The 17378-nt window shown below is 68.8% G+C and carries 13 protein-coding genes and 2 tRNA genes; 12 read left to right on the top strand and 3 right to left on the bottom strand.

Annotated elements, in window-relative coordinates:
• Window position 1: 1 nt before the first annotated feature.
• The 5 genes from mrdA to C1877_RS03105 are packed head-to-tail and all read left to right on the top strand — an operon-like array spanning window position 2 to window position 7371.
• Window positions 2-2176: a penicillin-binding protein 2 gene (gene mrdA / locus C1877_RS03125; protein ID WP_114568352.1), complete on the top strand. Its 2175-nt coding sequence runs from the start codon at window positions 2-4 to the stop codon at window positions 2174-2176.
• 14 nt (window positions 2177-2190) lie between these two features.
• Complete coding sequence (gene rodA, locus C1877_RS03120; RefSeq protein ID WP_015539892.1) at window positions 2191-3426, top strand: rod shape-determining protein RodA; 1236 nt, start codon at window positions 2191-2193, stop codon at window positions 3424-3426.
• The gene (locus C1877_RS03115) at window positions 3410-4666 is read left to right on the top strand and encodes a YcjF family protein (RefSeq protein ID WP_114568351.1); all 1257 of its coding nucleotides are present in this window, start codon (window positions 3410-3412) and stop codon (window positions 4664-4666) included. The genes rodA and C1877_RS03115 overlap by 17 nt, the downstream gene beginning before the upstream one ends.
• Window positions 4667-4697: 31 nt before the next feature.
• Window positions 4698-6662, top strand: a complete 1965-nt coding sequence (locus C1877_RS03110; protein ID WP_114568350.1) for a TIGR03960 family B12-binding radical SAM protein — start codon at window positions 4698-4700, stop codon at window positions 6660-6662.
• A complete protein-coding gene (locus C1877_RS03105) occupies window positions 6655-7371 on the top strand; it encodes a TIGR03936 family radical SAM-associated protein (RefSeq protein WP_114568349.1) in 717 nt (238 codons plus the stop codon). Before C1877_RS03110 ends, C1877_RS03105 begins: the two co-directional genes overlap by 8 nt.
• A 123-nt stretch (window positions 7372-7494) precedes the next feature.
• Here C1877_RS03105 and C1877_RS03100 read toward each other — a convergent pair whose 3' ends face one another.
• From C1877_RS03100 to C1877_RS03090, 3 genes are all read right to left on the bottom strand, one after another.
• A complete protein-coding gene (locus tag C1877_RS03100) occupies window positions 7495-7674 on the bottom strand; it encodes a hypothetical protein (protein WP_015539893.1) in 180 nt (59 codons plus the stop codon).
• A 211-nt stretch (window positions 7675-7885) separates the two neighbouring features.
• Window positions 7886-7962, bottom strand: a tRNA-Asp gene (locus C1877_RS03095).
• Window positions 7963-8073: 111 nt separating this feature from the next.
• Window positions 8074-8150: transfer RNA gene (locus C1877_RS03090), tRNA-Asp, on the bottom strand.
• A 213-nt stretch (window positions 8151-8363) separates the two neighbouring features.
• Between C1877_RS03090 and C1877_RS03085 the strand changes: the two genes are divergently transcribed.
• The 7 genes from C1877_RS03085 (at window position 8364) to C1877_RS03055 (ending at window position 17014) form a co-directional block, all read left to right on the top strand.
• Window positions 8364-8891 carry a MarR family winged helix-turn-helix transcriptional regulator gene (locus tag C1877_RS03085; protein WP_041239498.1) on the top strand — a complete coding sequence of 176 codons (528 nt, stop codon included), beginning with the start codon at window positions 8364-8366 and terminating at the stop codon, window positions 8889-8891.
• Complete coding sequence (locus C1877_RS03080) at window positions 8882-11044, top strand: ABC transporter ATP-binding protein (protein WP_041239499.1); 2163 nt, start codon at window positions 8882-8884, stop codon at window positions 11042-11044. Before C1877_RS03085 ends, C1877_RS03080 begins: the two co-directional genes overlap by 10 nt.
• Window positions 11041-12909 carry an ABC transporter ATP-binding protein gene (locus C1877_RS03075; RefSeq protein WP_015539894.1) on the top strand — a complete coding sequence of 623 codons (1869 nt, stop codon included), beginning with the start codon at window positions 11041-11043 and terminating at the stop codon, window positions 12907-12909. Before C1877_RS03080 ends, C1877_RS03075 begins: the two co-directional genes overlap by 4 nt.
• An 85-nt stretch (window positions 12910-12994) precedes the next feature.
• Window positions 12995-13747: an HAD family hydrolase gene (locus C1877_RS03070; protein WP_114568348.1), complete on the top strand. Its 753-nt coding sequence runs from the start codon at window positions 12995-12997 to the stop codon at window positions 13745-13747.
• A gap of 212 nt (window positions 13748-13959) precedes the next feature.
• The gene (locus tag C1877_RS03065; RefSeq protein ID WP_114568347.1) at window positions 13960-15591 is read left to right on the top strand and encodes a ribonucleotide reductase subunit alpha; all 1632 of its coding nucleotides are present in this window, start codon (window positions 13960-13962) and stop codon (window positions 15589-15591) included.
• Between the two features lie 5 nt (window positions 15592-15596).
• On the top strand, window positions 15597-16148 hold the full coding sequence (locus C1877_RS03060) for an RrF2 family transcriptional regulator (protein ID WP_114568346.1): 552 nt from the start codon (window positions 15597-15599) through the stop codon (window positions 16146-16148).
• The gene (locus tag C1877_RS03055; RefSeq protein ID WP_114568545.1) at window positions 16139-17014 is read left to right on the top strand and encodes an HhH-GPD family protein; all 876 of its coding nucleotides are present in this window, start codon (window positions 16139-16141) and stop codon (window positions 17012-17014) included. The genes C1877_RS03060 and C1877_RS03055 overlap by 10 nt, the downstream gene beginning before the upstream one ends.
• Window positions 17015-17378 lie beyond the last annotated feature (364 nt).

The following is a 17378-nucleotide window of genomic DNA, read 5'->3' as shown; positions in this document are numbered from 1 at the left end:
CGTGATCGCCGCCCTCATCGCAGCCGCCGTCACGCTCGTGGCGGCCATCGCCGTCATCGTCGCGGTGTTCGTCGTGCGCAGCCGCACGAAGACCCCCTACGCCGGCCAGAAGAAGGACGTGCGCTCGGTGGGCAACGTGGGCGTGTCCTCGACGCTGGGCGGCGCGGGCAAGCGCGCGGGCGGCGGCGCCGCGCCGCGCGTGAACTCGTCGCAGCCGGCCTCCAAGGCGGCCTCCGAGGGGCTGAAGTCCCGCTTCCTCGCCATGGGCGTGCTGACGGCGGCCATCTTCGGGTCGCTTGGCGCGAAGCTCTGGAGCATGCAGGTGCTGGCCTCGGAGTCGTACTCCAGCGCGGCCCAGAAGAACAAGTTCACCGTCGTGCCCACGCCCGCCCCGCGCGGCTACATCTACGACGCCGACGGCGTGGCCATCGTGAAGAACCGCTCGTCGCTCACCGTGCTGGCGGACGCCGAGGTGGCGAACGACCGCGACGTGGTGCAGCGCCTGTCCACCGTGCTGGGGGTACCGTACAACGTGGTGCGCCAGCGCATCCAGGACGCCACGAGCGGCGCGCAGAGCCAGCGCGTGGTGGCGAGCGACGTGCGCCTGCGCGACGTGGCCTTCATCTCGGAGCATGCCGACGCGTTCCCCGGCGTGGCCGTGCAGACGCGCACCGTGCGCGACTACCCCTTCGGCGCCCTTGCGGCGCACGCGGTGGGCTACACCGGGTCCGTGACGGCCGACGACCTGGCCGCCATCCCCGACGGGCGCGAGATCGAGCTGGGCGACACGGTGGGCCGCGCGGGCGTCGAGAGCGTCTACGACAACCTGCTGGCGGGGGACCACGGCCAGCGCACCGTCGTGGCCGACGCCGAGGGCAACGTGGTGGAGGTGGCGAGCGAGACGCAGCCCGAGCGCGGCAGCGACGTGTACCTGTGCGTGAAGGCCCCCGTGCAGTACGTGTGCGACCGCGCCCTCGCGGAGCTCATCGCCCCGAAGGACGGCGTCATCGGCACGGGCAAGGGCTGTGCGGGCGCCGTGGTGGTCATGGACGTGCGCGACGGCGGCATCGTGGCGCTGTCGAGCTACCCCACGTTCTCGCCGGAGACGTTCACGGGGGCCATATCGCAGGATACGTGGGACTTGTTCAACACCGACGAGTCGTACCATCCCATGCTCAATCGCGCCGTCTCGGGCACGTACCCCGCCGCGTCTACCTACAAGGCTTTTACCGGCCTCGCGGCGCTTGCCTACGGGTTCGCCGACACGAAGAGGACCTGGGATTGCGGAGGCTCGTGGGACGGCTTCGACACCGGCCAGCCGCAGATGTGCTGGAAGCACAGCGGGCACGGCGTGCTCGACTTCCGCGGGGGCGTCGTGAACTCGTGCGATGTCGTGTTCTACGACATCGGCAAGCAGTTCTTCCAGGCTGGCAGGAGCCAGGGCGGCTCCATCAGCGACACGGCCATGCAGGACGAGATCGCGAAGTACGGGTTTGGCAAGAAGACGGGCATCGACCTGGGCAGCATTGAAGAGGTGGGCCGCATACCCACGCCGGAATGGCGTGCGGAGCATTTCCGCGACTATCCCACTGAAGCGGTGTGGAAGGGCGGCTTCAACACGAACATGGCCATCGGGCAGGGCGACGTGCTCGTGACGCCCATCCAGGTGGCCGTGGCCTACGGCGCCATCGCCACCGGCAACCTCATGAAACCGCACCTGCTGAAGGAGGTGCGCAACTCTTCGGGCGGGGTGGTGAGGTCGTTCGAGCCCGAGGTCGTGGGAACGCCCGACGTGAAGCCGGAGAACCTGGCCGTCATGCGCGACGCCCTCAAGGGCGTGTCCACCGACAACGCCGAGCTCGTGGCGCTGTTCAACAAGTTCGGGCTCGATCCTGCCACCGTGGCCTGCAAGACGGGCACGGGCGAGGTTGCCGGCAAGGAGGACTACGCCTGGTTCGCCTGCTACGCGCCCTTCGACGACCCGAAGTACGTCGTGGCATGCGTGGTGGAGCAGGGCGGCGGCGGCTCGGCCGTCGGCGCGCCGCTCGGTATCGAGGTGCTGGCCGCCGCGCTCAACGCCGATGCGGGCGAGCTCACGGACGTGGGCGCCGTCGCGGGCTCCACGGGCAAGTCGCAGGAGCTGGCGACGTCCGGCTCGTCGGGACGAACGGACTAGGAAGGGAGGCAGCCATGGCCCAGCCGCCGCAGATAAACTCGGTGAGGACGCCCGACAAGGCCGTCGTCGACGCCACGCGCTCGCGCCGGTTCCCCTCGCTCAACCTGCCGCTCGTCGTGGTGGTGGCGCTGCTTGCGGGGTACGGCCTGGTGGTGGTGTACTCGGCCGTGTACGGCGACCCCGACTACAGCTTCCCGCGCCAGGCCGCCTTGGTGGCGGCGGGCGCCGTGGTCATGATCGTGCTCTGGCGCTTCGACTACCGGCGTCTGTCCGAGTTCACCACGCTGTTCCTCATCGTGAACGTGGTGCTCATCCTCTTGCCGCACATCCCGGGCCTCGGCACCGACGCGGGCATGGGCTCCCAGTCCTGGATCAAGCTGGGCCCGCTCCCGCAGGTCCAGCCCGGCGAGTTCGCGAAGATCACCGTCATCCTGCTGGACGCGAGCGTCATGGCGCGCTACGGCGGCCGGCTCGACGACGTGCGCGAGTACCTCAAGGCGCTCGGCATCATGCTCGTCCCGTTCGCGTGCATCATGACGCAGCCTGACCTGGGCACGGGCCTCGTGTACCTGTTCATCGGCGCCGTGGCGCTCGTGGTGGGTGGGGCGCGGCCGAAGTTCCTGCTCGTCACGCTGGCTGCCGGCATCGTGGCCGTGGCCTGCGTGTTCGCGCTCGACGAGGTGCTGGCCGTGCGCAACGCCGACGGCACGGTGGAGTACAAGCTGCTCAAGAACTACCAGCGCGCCCGCCTGCTCGTGTTCCTGGACCCCGACATGGACCCGACGGGCAACGGCTACAACCTGAAGCAGGCGCAGATAGCCATCGGGTCGGGCGGCCTGTTCGGCCAGGGCTACATGCAGGGGTCCCAGCATGCGCTGGGCATACTGCCCGAGGCGCCCACCGACTTCATCTTCTGCGTGCTGGCCGAGGAACTCGGGTTTTTCGGTGTAGTGGTGCTGCTGGGGCTGTACCTGGCGCTCGTTTTGGTAAGCTTCCGCATAGCCGGCTCGGCCGGCGATTTGTTCGGCCTGCTCATCGTTATGTGCGTGGTGGGCATGTGGCTGTTCCAGATACTTGAGAACATAGGCATGACCTGCGGGCTCATGCCTATCACGGGCATACCCCTGCCGTTCATGAGCTACGGTTCGACGGGCACGATAATGAACTTCATCATGCTGGGGCTCATTGGATCGGTGTGGGCCCATAACACTGCGACCGGGAAGAAGGGCAGCTATGCAGATACCCGTTGACGTGAAGGCCGTCATCGACGAGGCGACGAACATCGACGAGGCGCGGCAGACGCCGCTGTCGGTGAGCGTGTACATCGACGAGAGCGCCCCCGGCGACGTCGTCGCGCGGGTGCGCGGCGCGTTCGCCAGCGCGAGCCCGCATGCGCGGGTGTCGCTGATGTACCTGGACGGGCGCCCGTTCGCGCCGTATGCCGGCGACGACATGGCCGTCATCGTGGCAGGCCTCTCCGACCAGGTGGGAGCCTATGCCGACGAGCTGCGCGCCGCAGGCGTGCCCGTCATGGTGGCCACCACCATGCCCTCGCTCGTGGCCGAGATCGCCCAGTCGCAAGGCCATCCCATCCCGCACGCCGACGTGGTGGCGCCCGATACGCCGGGCCGCGGCGGGCGCCTGCTGCCCGCCCGGGCGGACGGCGCGGTGCCTGCGGATGCCGCCGAGCCCTACGTGCTCGACGAGCGCGCCGCCGCCTCGCTCGACCGCCGCATGGGCGAGTGGGTCATCGCCGCGTGCCACGACAAGCGCTTGGCGTTCGCGCTGGCGTTCCCGTTCGTGCGCCGCCCGCTGTCCGTGGACGCCGTGAACGCCACGTCCGTGCAGAACGCCGGCATCGGCCTCGTGGTGTTCATCCCGGGCGCCGATATGCCCATCATGACGCTGAACCAGGCGAAGATGCTGCTCCAGATAGCCGCCGCGTACGGCGAGCCCATGAGCATGGAGCGCGTGAAGGAGCTGGCCGCCGTCGTGGGCGGCGCGTTCGCGCTGCGCTCGGTGGCCCGCCAGGTGGTGGCGTTCGTGCCCGCGCTCGGCTGGGCAGTGAAGGCCGCCATCGGCTACACGGGCACCCAGGCCATGGGCCGCGCCGCCATCGAGTACTTCGAGGAGGGCGGCAGCCTGGCGGGCCTCGCCGGCGTGGTGGCCCGCGCCCGCGACAAGGCCGTCGAGCTGGCCGAGGACGCCCGCGAGACCGTCTGCGGCGAGCCTGCGCCCGCGCCCGCCCACGCCGCGCCGCCCGTGCGGGGCGGCGGCCGCGTGGCCGGTGCCGCGCGCTCGGCCGCGACGAGGGTGGCCGGCGCCGCCCGCAGCGCCGCCGGGTCGGCCGTGCCGTTCGCCTCGTCGGTCGTGCAGGCCGGCGCCCAGGCGGCCGGCGTGGAAGCACCCGCGGCGGCCCGGTGCGCGGCGCGTTCCGTGGCCGATGCCGCGCGCTCGCGCCTCAAGGCCACGCGTCCCTCCGCGCGCTAGCGCGCCTCCCAACGAAAGAAGGTCGAATCCGATGACGGATCTCTGGCCGCGCCTCGAGGCGCTGCTCGGCGATGCGGAGCGTCCCGCGCGCTACATCAACCGCGAATGGGGCTGCGTGTACAAGCCCGACGCGGACTTCCGCTTCTGCATGGTCTATCCCGACACCTACGAGCTGGGGCAGGCGAACCAGGCCGTGCGCATACTCGTGAACGCGGTGAACGCGGCGGACGGCATGGCCGCCGAGCGCGCGTTCCTGCCGGCGCCGGCGTTCTGCGACACGATGCGCGACGAGGGCCTGCCGCTGTTCTCCATCGAGAGCTGCGCCCCCGTGGCCGAGTTCGACGTGGTGGGCATCACGCTGCCGCACGAGCTGGCGGCCACGAACGTGCTGGAGACGCTCGATCTGGCCGGCATCGCGCTGCATGCCGACGAGCGCGCCGAAGGCGACCCGCTCGTGCTGGGCGGCGGCCCCTGCGCGTTCAACCCCGAGCCGTACGCGCCGTTCTTCGACGCCTTCAGCATCGGGGAGGGGGAGGAGGCCGTGCCCGAGGCGCTTGCGCTCATCCGCCGCCTGCGCGCCGAGGGTGCGCCGCGCGCGGGCATCCTGCGGGCGCTCGCGGACGAGCCGGGCTGGTACGTGCCGTCGCTCTACCGCTGGCGTGCGGAGTCCGTGGCCCAGGAGGCGGGCTCGTGGATCGAGCCCGTGGAGGAGGGCCTGCCCGTGCGCATAGAGAAGCGCCTGTTCGAGGGCTTTGCGGAAAGCCCCGGATGGGAGCCGTGCATCGTGCCGTTCACCGAGGTGGTGCACGACCGCCTGAACGTGGAGGTGCTGCGCGGGTGCGCCCGCGGCTGCCGCTTCTGCCAGGCGGGCATGATGTACCGCCCCGTGCGCGAGCGCTCGGCCGACAACGTGGTGGCGTCCACGCTTGCGGGGCTCGCCGCCACGGGCTACGACGAGGTGAGCCTGACGTCGCTCTCGTCGACGGACCACTCCCAGATCGCGGACATCCTCACGCGCCTCAACCGCGCGTGCGACGGCAAGGGCGTGCGGATATCAGTGCCCTCGCAGCGCCTGGACGCGTTCGGCGTGGACATGGCGGGCTTGGTGGCGGGCCAGAAGAAGGGCGGCCTCACGTTCGCGCCCGAGGCCGGCACGCAGCGCCTGCGCGACGTCATCAACAAGAACGTGACCGAGGAGGACCTGTTCGGCGCCCTGGACGCCGCGTTTGCGGCCGGATGGCGGCGCGTCAAGCTGTACTTCATGATAGGCCTGCCCACCGAGACGGACGAGGACATCAAGGGCATCGCCAGCCTGGCGAGCCGCGCCTACGACCGCGCGAAGGCTGCCGTGCCGCCCGAGCAGCGGGGCAACGTGCGCGTGAGCGTGTCGTGCGCCCTCTTCGTGCCGAAGGCGCAGACGCCGTTCCAGTGGGACGGCCAGATAGCGCCCGAGGAGGCGCTGCGCCGCGTGGGCATCCTGCGCCGCAGCGTGAAGTACAAGGCCGTGGACGTGCACTGGCACGACCCGGCCACGAGCTTCGTGGAGGCGGTCATGAGCCGTGCGGGCCGCGAGGCGGCGGCGTGGGTCGAGGCCGCCTGGCGGCGCGGCGCGCGCTTCGACGCCTGGACGGAGTGCTTCGACGGCGAGGCGTGGCGCGCGGCTGCCGGCGAGGCGGGCATCGACCCCGAGGCCATTGCGCAGACGGGCTACCCGACCGACCGTGTCATGCCGTGGGACCATATATCCACGGGCGTGTCCGCGCGCTTCCTCGCGCGGGAGCGCCGCCTGGCCGACGAGGGGCGCACGACGCCGGACTGCACGTTCGGCTCGTGCTCCGCATGCGGGGCCTGCCCTGCGCTCGGTGCCGACAACGAGCTGGCCGCGCCGCGCACGGCGGCCGGGGGACAAGGGGACGGTTCTCTTGTCCCCTTAGACGAAGGGGACAAGAGAACCGTCCCCTTGTCCCCATCCGGGAAGGAGGTTCCCCGTGGCTGATCCCCGCAACTTCCGCCTGCGCGTGGAATTCTGCAAGCAGGGGCGCCTGGCGCTGCTGAGCCACCTCGAGGTGGCCCGCGCGCTCGAGCGCGCCGTGCGGCGCGCCGGCTTGCCGTTCGCCATCAGCCAGGGCTTCTCGCCCCACATGAAGATCGCCTTCGGTGCCGCGCTGCCCGTGGGCGTGGGAGGGCTGCACGAGGTGTTCGACCTGCAGCTCACGCGCTACGTGGCTCCCGAGCGGGCGCTCGAGGCGCTCCAGGCGGCCAGCGCCCCCGACCTCATGGCGAAGGAGTGCCGCTACATCGAGCCTGGCGCGCCTGCCGCCTCCGTTGCGTACCCGGTGAGCACGTACCGAGCGCTGCTGTCGTGCGCGCCCGCCGCGCTTCCGGTGCCCGACGAGATAACCGTCGTGCGCAAGAAGAAGGAGAAGGTGCTGCGCACAGCCGACTTCCTCATGGGCGGCATCGAGCTGGCAGGCGCCGTGGCCACGTTCGCCCTCGAGGCGAAGCCCACGGGCTCCTTGCGCCCCGACGTGCTGCTGCACGCCTGCGTGGATGCGTACAACGCTGCAGGGGCGGATACGCCCGCGCTCGGCGCCGCGGCGGATGCGCCGAGCGGCCTTCCAGAGGACAGCCTCTCCGCCGAGTCCTGCGCGCCGGACGAGCGCCTGCGCGTCGTCACCCTCACGCGCATCGAGCAACGCGCCTGACGCGCTGCTCGACGGGATGGTGCTAGGGGGCGGGGACGAGGTATCGTCCCCGCCCCCTTGCCGCTTCGGCCGTATACGGCCGAAGCGGGCTCTTACGGCATCGACCGATGCCGCGGGCGGCTATCAAGCCCGGCAGTTCGAGCGGTCGGGTGCCTTCAGCTGCTTGAGCCAGGCCTCGTAAGCCTCCTTGTCGCTGCGGCTGGGTATGCCGTCGCGCGACGGTCGCGCGGCGTTCCTCCGCGGCTCGGGGGCAGAGTCGTCCGCCGGCGCGGCGCCGGACGTGGTGCGGGGATTCTCCTCCATGGACCCTCCTTTATCGGTTGCGGACGCAGGCGCGCCGCCGGGCGCGTTTTCCCGAGTATAGAGTACGCGGCGGGACGGAGGTATATGCCCAGAGGGCTAATTCCAGGGCACGAGCATCCCTCCGGCCGGATGGGATGTTCGCAGGTGCTCCCAGGCGTCGATAACGGCAAAAAGGCTCCGGGCGAAATCGCCCGGAGCCTTCGAATTCTGATGGCGGGATGTACGAGACTTGAACTCGCGACCTCCGACGTGACAGGCCGGCGCTCTAACCAACTGAGCTAACACCCCGTGAAGCAGTGGTGGTTATTCTACCGGGTGTTGCCTTCTCGCGCAATACCCTAATTCATACTTTTCGCCTCAAAGAAAAAACCCGCACGAGGCGGGTTTTCCAGATTCCAATGGCGGGATGTACGAGACTTGAACTCGCGACCTCCGACGTGACAGGCCGGCGCTCTAACCAACTGAGCTAACACCCCGTGCTTTGCAGCGCGGATTATTCTACCGGTAGCGTCCATCCGGCGCAATACCCTATTTTGAGTTTTTTCGAATCGCGAAGTCAGGTTGCCGAAGGGGCTGTTGCGCGGCATTCGTGCAGGTTCTGTGTCCGTGTAAACAATTTAGAAACTAAAATTTAAATTATGCTAAGGTTTAGCAGCTAAACTACAAGGGAGATCAGGAAAGGAGACGCCGTGGACGAATCGTTCGCCGAGACGAAGCGCGGGCTGTACGAGCTCATGCAGCGCATGCGGCACGACCGCATCACCCCGCCCACGCCCGAAGGCGTGACGCCGTCGGAGGCGCGCACCATGATGACGGTGGCGATGCTGGAGGAGCATGGCGAGCCCATCAGGCCCGGCCGCGTGGCGGAGCTCTCGCACACGACGCCCAGCGCGCTGTCGCAGACGTTCAAGGCGCTCGAGGAGAAGGGTCTGATCGAGCGGCGCCGGGCAGGGGACGACTACCGCGCCGTCACGGTGAGCCTCACCGCCGAGGGCCGCCGGTTCGCCGCGGAGGGGCGTCGCATGCGCGACGAGCACATGGAGCAGGTCATGGCGTTCGTGGGCGAGGAGGACATGGCGCATCTTGTGCGCATCCTCAAGCGCGTCGTCGAGTTCCACGACCGCACGCACGCGGGCGGCGAGTCGGCGCTGTGTCCTTGCGGCCCCGCGCCCTCCGCACCGCGCGACCCTGAAGGAGGAGATGCCCCGTGCGCATAGTCCGCTACCTCAAGAACTCCAAGATCGCGGTCGCGCTCATCGTGTGCCTGCTCATCGTGCAGGCGTTCACCGACCTTGCGCTGCCGAACTACACGTCCCAGATCGTGGACGTGGGCATCCAGCAGTCGGGCGTGGAGCACGCCGCCACCGAGGAGATGACGGCCCGCACCCACGACCTCGTGGCCATGATGCTGCCCGAGGGCGACGAGAAGACGTTCGAGGCCGCCTACGACGAGACCGACCAGGGCACCTACAAGCTGAACGCCCAGGGCGAGCGCGAGCAGGCCGAGCTCGACCGCATGGTGTCGCTGCCGCTCGTGGCCATCCACTACTCCCATCAGATCCCCGACCTCGACCTCGACCAGGCCCTGCAGGCCTACCAGGCGGGCGCCGTCCAGAAACAGCAGATCCTCGACATGCTGGACAAGGCGAAGGAGCAGATGGGCGACATGGGCGATTCCATCGTCGACCAGCAGGCCATCGCGGCTGCTCGCGCGGAGTACGAGCAGCTCGGCTACAACCTCTCCGACATGCAGATGCGCTACCTCGTGCGCATCGGCCTGACCATGCTGGGCCTCGCGGCGCTGGGCATGGCGGTGGCCATCCTCGTGGGCTTCATCGCCTCGCGCACGGCCGCCAAGGTGGGCGCCACGCTGCGCGCGAAGCTCTTCCGCCAGGTGGTGTCGTTCTCCGACGCCGAGGTGCAGAGCTTCTCGGCCGCCTCGCTCATCACGCGCGGCACGAACGACATCCAACTCGTGCAGATGGTCACGGTCATGCTGCTGCGCATGGTGCTGTACGCGCCCATCCTGGCCATCGGCGGCATCATCATGGTGTCGCGCACGAACCTGGCCATGAGCTGGATCATCGTGCTGGCCGTAGTGGTCATCGGCGTGCTCATCGTCGTGCTCATGAAGGTGGCCATGCCCAAGTTCAAGATCATGCAGAAGCTCATCGACCGCGTGAACCTCGTGTCGCGCGAGATACTCACGGGCCTGCCCGTCATCCGCGCGTTCGACCGCCAGCCCTTCGAGGAGCAGCGCTTCGACGTGGCCAGCACGCGCCTCATGAAGACCCAGCTGTTCACGAACCGCGTCATGACGTTCATGATGCCGCTGATGATGCTCATCATGAACGGCGTGTCGGTGCTCATCGTGTGGGTGGGCGGCTCCTACATCGACAACGGCACCATCCAGACGGGCGACCTCATCGCGTTCATCACCTACGCCATGGTCATCATCATGGGCTTCCTCATGATCGGCATGATCTCCATCATGCTGCCGCGCGCCGACGTGGCCGCGCAGCGCGTGGACGAGGTGCTTTCGAAGCAGCCCACCATCTGCGACCCTGCGCCCGGGAAGGCGCGCGACGCGGAGCTGGCCGGCCGCACGGGCGGCGCCCGCATCGTGTTCGACGACGTGAGCTTCAAGTACGGCGACTCGGCCGAGTGCGTGCTGGAGAACCTGGACTTCGCCTGCGAGCCGGGGCAGACCACGGCCATCATCGGCTCCACCGGCTCGGGCAAGTCGACGGTGGTGAAGCTCATCGAGCGCTTCTACGACGTCACCTGCGGCTCCATCACCGTGGACGGCGTGGACGTGCGCGACGTGAGCCAGGAGGCTCTGCGCGCGCAGCTGGGCTACGTGCCGCAGAAGGCGTTTTTGTTCAGCGGCACCATCCAGTCGAACATCGCGTACTCGGACGAGGGCATGCCCGAGGAGCGCGTGGAGCTGGCGGCCCAGGTGGCCCAGGCCGCCGACTTCATCGCCTCGAAGGCCGAGGGGCTCGACGCCGAGGTGTCGCAGGGCGGCACGAACGTGTCGGGCGGCCAGCGCCAGCGCCTGGCCATCGCCCGCGCGCTGGCCACGGAGGCCCGCGCGTACCTCTTCGACGACAGCTTCTCGGCGCTCGACTACAAGACCGATGCGGCGCTGCGCCAGGAGCTGCACACGCGCCTGGGCGGCAAGACGGTGGTCATCGTGGCCCAGCGCATCTCCACCATCCTGCACGCCGACAAGATCGTCGTGCTCGACGACGGCCGGATCGTCGGCCAGGGCACGCACGACGAGCTCATGGAGGGCTGCGAGGAGTACCGGGAGATCGCGATGTCGCAGCTCTCGGCCGAGGAACTGAACGGGGGTGATGCGGCATGAGCGCGCAGACGGACGGGGCGGCCACGCGCCGCGGCCCCATGGGCGGCCACGGCCCCGGGCACGGCATGATGCCCGGAGAGAAGCCCAAGGACTTCAAGGGCACGCTCAAGAAGATGATCGGCTTCATGGGCCGTTTCAAGGCGGCGCTCGTGGTGGTGCTCGTGTTCGCCATCGGCTCCACGGTGTTCAACATCGTTGGACCCAAGGTGCTCTCCACGGCCACGACCGAGCTGTTCAACGGCATCGTGGCGAAGATCGACGGCTCGGGCGGCATAAACTTCGACGCCATCGCGCAGATACTCCTGTTCACGCTGGGGCTGTACCTGCTGTCCGCAGCCTGCTCGTTCGTGCAGGGCTGGATCATGTCGTCGGTATCGCAGCGCACGAGCTACGAGCTGCGCCGCTCCATCGCCGAGAAGATCGACCGCATGCCCATGGGCTACTTCGAGCGCAACTCGGTGGGCGACACCCTCTCGCGCATCACCAACGACGTGGACACGCTCGGGCAGAGCCTGAACCAGGGCGTGACCCAGCTCATAACGTCCGTCACCACCATCATCGGCGTGCTCGTCATGATGCTGACCATCAACCCGCTCATGACGCTCGTCACCGTGGTCATCCTGCCGGTGTCGGTGGTGCTCATCATGGTGGTGGTGAAGCGCTCGCAGAAGTTCTTCCTGGCGCAGCAGCGCACGCTCGGCGAGATCAACGGCCTGGTGGAGGAGACGTTCTCGGGCCACGCCATCGTGAAGGCGTTCAACCGCGAGGACGGCACGGTGGACAACTTCAACGAGACGAACGCGCGCCTGTACAACTCGGCATGGAAGAGCCAGTTCTTCAGCGGCCTCATGCAGCCCATCATGAACTTCGTGGGCAACCTGGGGTACGTGGCCGTGGCCATCACGGGCAGCTTCCTGGCCGTGCAGGGCATCATCACCGTGGGCGACATCCAGGCGTTCATCCAGTACGTGAAGAACTTCACGCAGCCCATCACGCAGCTCACGCAGGTGTCGAACGTGCTGCAGCAGATGGCCGCCGCCGCCGAGCGCATCTTCGAGTTCCTGGACGAGCCCGAGGAGGAGCCGGACCACGCGACGATCACGTCGTCGCAGGTGGAGTGCGAGGTAGAATTCGATCACGTGCACTTCGGCTACAATCCGGAGAAGCCCGTCATCAAGGACTTCTCGGCGCGCGTGACCGAGGGCCAGACCGTGGCGCTCGTGGGACCCACCGGCGCCGGCAAGACCACGATGGTGAAGCTGCTCATGCGCTTCTACGACGTGCAGTCGGGCTCCATCAAGATAGGCGGCCACGATATCCGCGACTTCGCGCGCGACGACCTGCGCTCGATGTTCGGCATGGTGCTGCAGGACACGTGGCTGTTCAACGGCTCCATCCGCGACAACATCCGCTACGGCAAGCTGGACGCCACCGACGAGGAGGTGGAGGCGGCGGCGAAGGCCGCCTACGTCCACCACTTCATCCAGACGCTGCCCGAGGGCTTCGATACCGAGATCAACGAGGACGCCAGCAACATCAGCCAGGGCCAGCGGCAGCTGCTCACCATCGCGCGCGCCATCCTGGCCGACCGCCGCATGCTCATCCTCGACGAGGCCACGAGCTCGGTGGACACCCGCACCGAGGAGCGCATCCAGAAGGCCATGGACAACCTCATGGCCGGGCGCACCTCGTTCGTCATCGCGCACCGCCTGTCCACCATCAAGAACGCGGACCTCATCCTCGTCATCCGCGACGGCGACATCGTGGAGCAGGGCACGCACGAGGAATTGCTCGCGCTTGGCGGTTTCTACGCGGAGCTGTATAATTCACAGTTCGCTGAGACTATCGACGAGATCGAGGACTAGCGCGACCGCGGGAGGGGCCCGCCGCCGTGCGGGCCCCGCGGCCGGGCATGCGGGCCGGACCTCGTCGCGACGACGAGGATGGCCTATGTCCCGACCGGGGGAGACGACAACGGAAGAGCACCAGGGCGACGGCGTGCCGTTCGCCGGCCCTGACACGGGCCGCGAGGGCGACGCGCCGGCGCGGCTCGCGGTGTTCGACTTCGACGGCACGAGCATCGAGGGCAACTCGCCCGTGCTGCTCGTGCAGCACCTCATGGAGCGCGGCATGCTGCGCAAGCGGGTGATCTTCCGCATCCTGTTGTGGGCGGCGGCCTACAAGCTGCGCCTGCCGCAGAACGAGAGCAAGGTGCGCAGCCTGGTGTTCACGGCGTTCGAGGGCCGTTCGGCCGACGAGGTGGACCGGTTCCTGGCCGACTTCTACGACGAGCGCATCGCGCTCCTGTTCCGCCCCGAGGCCGACGCCGCCATGCGCGCCCATGCGGCGGCGGGCGACACGGTGGTGGTCATCTCGGCCACGTTCGAGCCCATCATCCTGCGCGCCATGGAGCACCATCCCTTCGCGTTCCAGATATCCACGCGCATGCGCAAGGCGCCCGACGGCACGTACACCCGCGAGGTGGAGGGCCTGCCCGTGGAGGGCGAGGAGAAGATCGCGGCCGTGCAGCGTTTCGGCGACGGCCGTTTCGGACCGGGGAACTGGGTGCTGGACAGCGCCTACGGCGATCACCATTCCGACCGCGCGGTGCTGGGCGCCGCCCGGCACGCCTTCGCCGTGGACCCTGACCGACCGCTCGCCCGCACGGCTCGCGAGAAGGGCTGGACGGTTCTCGGCTGGTGAGACGAGGGGGAGGCTGGGAGGCGGGGCGGCGTCATTCGCTCGCGGACGGGGGGTCGCACCCGCCTCCCTGTCCCGCCCCTTTCCGTCCCGTGACGTTTTGAGGTTTTTGCGGCGCGCCCTATGCGCCTGCCTCCCAGTCCGGTAAAATGCGACTTGACCATATACAATTGCGCATTTGACAGGCGAAACATACTTGCGAAGGAGGTGGGTCCATGTTCGAGAACGCTGACGCGAACAGCTCACCAAGCCAGAACGACGAATACGACAACTCCGCCGCCGACTACCTGCACCGTGCCGCGCAAGCCTGCGCGGCAGGCGATGCGGTGCTGGGCATGCACCTGTACCTCGCCGCCTTCGAGAAGGGGGCGCACGGCGCCTACGCGCCCGATGACGAGGCCGTGGAGGGCCTTCGCCAGGCATGGGCGCTGGCCTGCAAGCTGAAGGAGCGCTCGCTTGCCGAGTACATCTTCGAGAAGCTGGAGCCCTACCTGGCCTCCGACGAGGTGGCCGCCTGCGCCGAGCAGCTGCAGCGCCTCGCGCTCGACAAGCTGGAGGAGTTCGGGCTGACGCGCGAGGACCTGGAGGACATGACCGACATGATCTCCCAGGACTTCCTCGGCATCGACGCGCCGCGGCTCATGAAGGTGGAGCACGTCACGCTCCCGCGCTCCCCGCGCGCAGCGCTGCCCGACCCGGAGGCGGCGGGGGCCGCCGGGGCCGGGGACGATGCGGCGAAGGCCGCCGAGAGTGCCGGGAACGCCGAGAAGGGCGCCGCCGCCTGGCGGCGCGAGGCGGGCGGCACGAAGGGCGATCAGGGAAAGGACGCGTCCTCCGAGCACGCTGCGGCGCTCGCCCAGGCCGCCAAGGCGGTCGAGGACGCCATGGGCCCCGATGCCGACGCGCACGCGGTGGTGTCGGCCATCGAGCGCATCTCCTACGCCGACATCGTCGGCTACAACGACACGGTGGCGCTCATGCGCGACTTCGGCCTGGGAATGCAGGACGACCCCCAGTTCCAGAGCCTCGTGGAGCTGCTCAACGCGCGCCACGGCCTGGACCGCATGCCGGCCGCCGACGCGATACTCTTCCGCTCGCCCGCCCGCGAGGACGCGAACCGCTTCATGGCGGCCACGCTCGGCGAGCTGGACATGCCGGCCATCCGCATGCGCATGGAGGAGAACCTCCAGGGCATGCCCGTGCTGTGCGTCATGGCGCAGGCCGACAACCAGCCCCAGCTCAACGCCGCGCGCAACGCCTTCGAGGGGCCGGGCGTGCTCATGCTGGAGGACTTGGACCTGTGGGCGTCGCCCATGACCGAGGGCGGCGACGACTTCGGCGGCTTCGTGTTCTCCAGCCTGTCGCGCGGGGCGCGCGAGGCCATCGGGCTCATCCGCTCGGCGGTGGAGAATCCCGACGTGTTCGTGCTGGCCTCGGCGGCGGAGGCGGGGGAGATCGACCCGTTCTTCTTCGACCTGCTGGAGCCGCTGTCCATCGTGGACATCGACTATCCCACGCCTGAGGAGCGCGTGGACATCTGGATGGAGATCGCGCGCGAGCATCCGTCGCTGCGCGGCGTGAACCGGGTCGACCTCGTGCGGCTGTCCTCCGGCATGCCCCGCTACGACATCTACATGGCGGCGCGCGAGGCCATCGAGGAAGCCTACAAGGCCAGCCTCGTGGCACGGCGCTACGTGCCCGTCACCGCGGACAACCTGTTCGACAAGCTGGCGGCGTACCAGCCGCTCGACTCGGACGAGTACCGCGCCCTCGAGGACGCGGTCGTGCGGGACTTCCGCCGCGACCTCGATCATCTCGACGACCTGCTGAAAGGAACCGAGGAGTAGACTTTATGGATATCACGCGACGCTGCGATTACGCCTGCCGCATTCTCCGGGCCGCCTACAAGAGCGGCGAAGCCTACGTATCCGTGTCCGACATCGCCGAGGACGAGGACATACCCTACGCGTTCGCGCGCAGCATCCAGCACGACCTGGTGAAGGGAGGCCTCATCAAGACCGTGCGCGGCGCGCACGGCGGCCTCATACTCAACTGCGACCCGGCCGAGGTGACGCTGCTGGAAGTGCTGGAGGCCATCCAGGGGCCGGTGAGCATCTCGCTGTGCGCCATGGACCCCGACTACTGCCAAAAGCAGCCGGAGTGCGCCTACAACAAGGTATGGCAGGGTGCCGACCGCCTGCTCAACGGCTACTTCGCCTCCATCACGCTCAGGGACCTGTTCGAGCAGGGAGCCTCCCATCCCGTGGTGGAGGAGGCCATGGGAGCGGGCGAGGCGCCTTCGCCGGCCGACGGCGCCGCTGCGTCCCGCGATGCGTCGGGGGTGCGGACGAGCGCCTGCGCGTGCGCGGCGCGCCCGTCCTGCACGCAGGGCCCATGCCGCTGACGGACGGCCCGCGGCCTGCGTGGCCGCCTGCCGCACCCGACCGCGAGACGTTCACGGCGCTCGTGCGCGAGCGGGGTGCGGCGCTCTACCGCGACCTTCCGTGGCGCAACCTCGACGACCCCTACGCCGTGCTCGTGTCCGAGATCATGCTGCAGCAGACCCAGGTGGCGCGCGTGGGACGGTTCTGGGAGCGCTTCATGGCGCTGTTCCCCACGATCGACGCGCTCGCGTCGGCCGACACGTCCGATGTGCTGGCCCAGTGGCAGGGGCTCGGCTACAACCGCCGCGCCCTCGCGCTGAAGAGGACGGCCGACCTCTGCGCCGCCGAACGGGGCGGGCAGCTGCCCTCCACGGCCGAGGAGCTGGTGCAGCTGCCCGGCATCGGCCCGGCCACGGCGGCCGGCGTGGTGGCGTTCGCCTTCGACCGCCCCTCGCTCTACCTGGAGACGAACGTGCGCACGGTGTTCCTGCACGAGCTGTTCCCGGGCCGCGAGGGCGTGAGGGACCGGGAGCTGGCCCCGCTCGTGGCGGACACGTGCCCCGAGGAGGGCGCCCGGGCGTGGTACTACGCGCTCCTGGACTACGGCGCGCACTTGAAGACCCAGGTGGCGAACCCGTCAAGGCGCAGCGCCCACCATACGCGGCAGTCGGCCTTCGAGGGGTCGCGGCGGCAGAAGCGCGCCGAGCTCGTGCGCATCGTGCTGGCCGCCCCGGGCATCGCCGCGCCGGAGCTGGCCGGTCGCCTGGACGCCTTCGAGCAGGCCGCCGGCCGCCCCTGCGTGGATGCGGACGTGTTCGACGGCATCGTCGCCGACTTGGTGTCCGAGGGCTTCTTCCGCCGGGAGGGCGACCTGTTCTTCGCGTAGGCGCACCGGGCCGATGTCGGCCACAACCTCCGTTCTTGTCCATCCCATAGCAAGCTCCTGAACAGGTAAAACAATATATAACACCTGGTCAGACAAGTGGACGAAAACGGAGGTTATGGCAAGGTGTTTGACGACTCGGCGGCGGAAACCTGTGCTAGAATATCCGAATCCCGTGGGGGAGTAGTCGGCGCCGTCAAGGCGCGGCTGCGTCAACATGCTGCTTCTTCCTGAAGCTGGCGCAACCTGAAACGACAAGACTCGCGGTGTGGCGCTTGGCGTCGCACCGCTCGCTTCTGCAGCCGGTGCGCACGCGCCGGTGTTTTTTTGCCTGCAGCCCGGACCGGCGCTGCGGCGCGGCCAGGGG

Source organism: Gordonibacter pamelaeae, assembly GCF_003340385.1.
Taxonomy (GTDB): Bacteria; Actinomycetota; Coriobacteriia; order Coriobacteriales; family Eggerthellaceae; genus Gordonibacter; species Gordonibacter pamelaeae.
The sequence above is the reverse complement of the archived record's forward strand: the minus strand, read 5'-3'. Positions and strand labels throughout refer to the sequence as shown.

Bases quoted from the DNA above. Each gene is read 5' to 3' on its own strand.
- rodA (WP_015539892.1), top strand. From the start codon at position 2,191: ATGGCCCAGCCGCCGCAGATAAACTCGGTGAGGACGCCCGACAAGGCC.
- C1877_RS03115 (WP_114568351.1), top strand. From the start codon at position 3,410: ATGCAGATACCCGTTGACGTGAAGGCCGTCATCGACGAGGCGACGAAC.
- C1877_RS03110 (WP_114568350.1), top strand. From the start codon at position 4,698: ATGACGGATCTCTGGCCGCGCCTCGAGGCGCTGCTCGGCGATGCGGAG.
- C1877_RS03100 (WP_015539893.1), bottom strand. From the start codon at position 7,674: ATGGAGGAGAATCCCCGCACCACGTCCGGCGCCGCGCCGGCGGACGAC.
- C1877_RS03075 (WP_015539894.1), top strand. From the start codon at position 11,041: ATGAGCGCGCAGACGGACGGGGCGGCCACGCGCCGCGGCCCCATGGGC.
- C1877_RS03070 (WP_114568348.1), top strand. From the start codon at position 12,995: ATGTCCCGACCGGGGGAGACGACAACGGAAGAGCACCAGGGCGACGGC.
- C1877_RS03065 (WP_114568347.1), top strand. From the start codon at position 13,960: ATGTTCGAGAACGCTGACGCGAACAGCTCACCAAGCCAGAACGACGAA.
- C1877_RS03060 (WP_114568346.1), top strand. From the start codon at position 15,597: ATGGATATCACGCGACGCTGCGATTACGCCTGCCGCATTCTCCGGGCC.
- C1877_RS03055 (WP_114568545.1), top strand. From the start codon at position 16,139: ATGCCGCTGACGGACGGCCCGCGGCCTGCGTGGCCGCCTGCCGCACCC.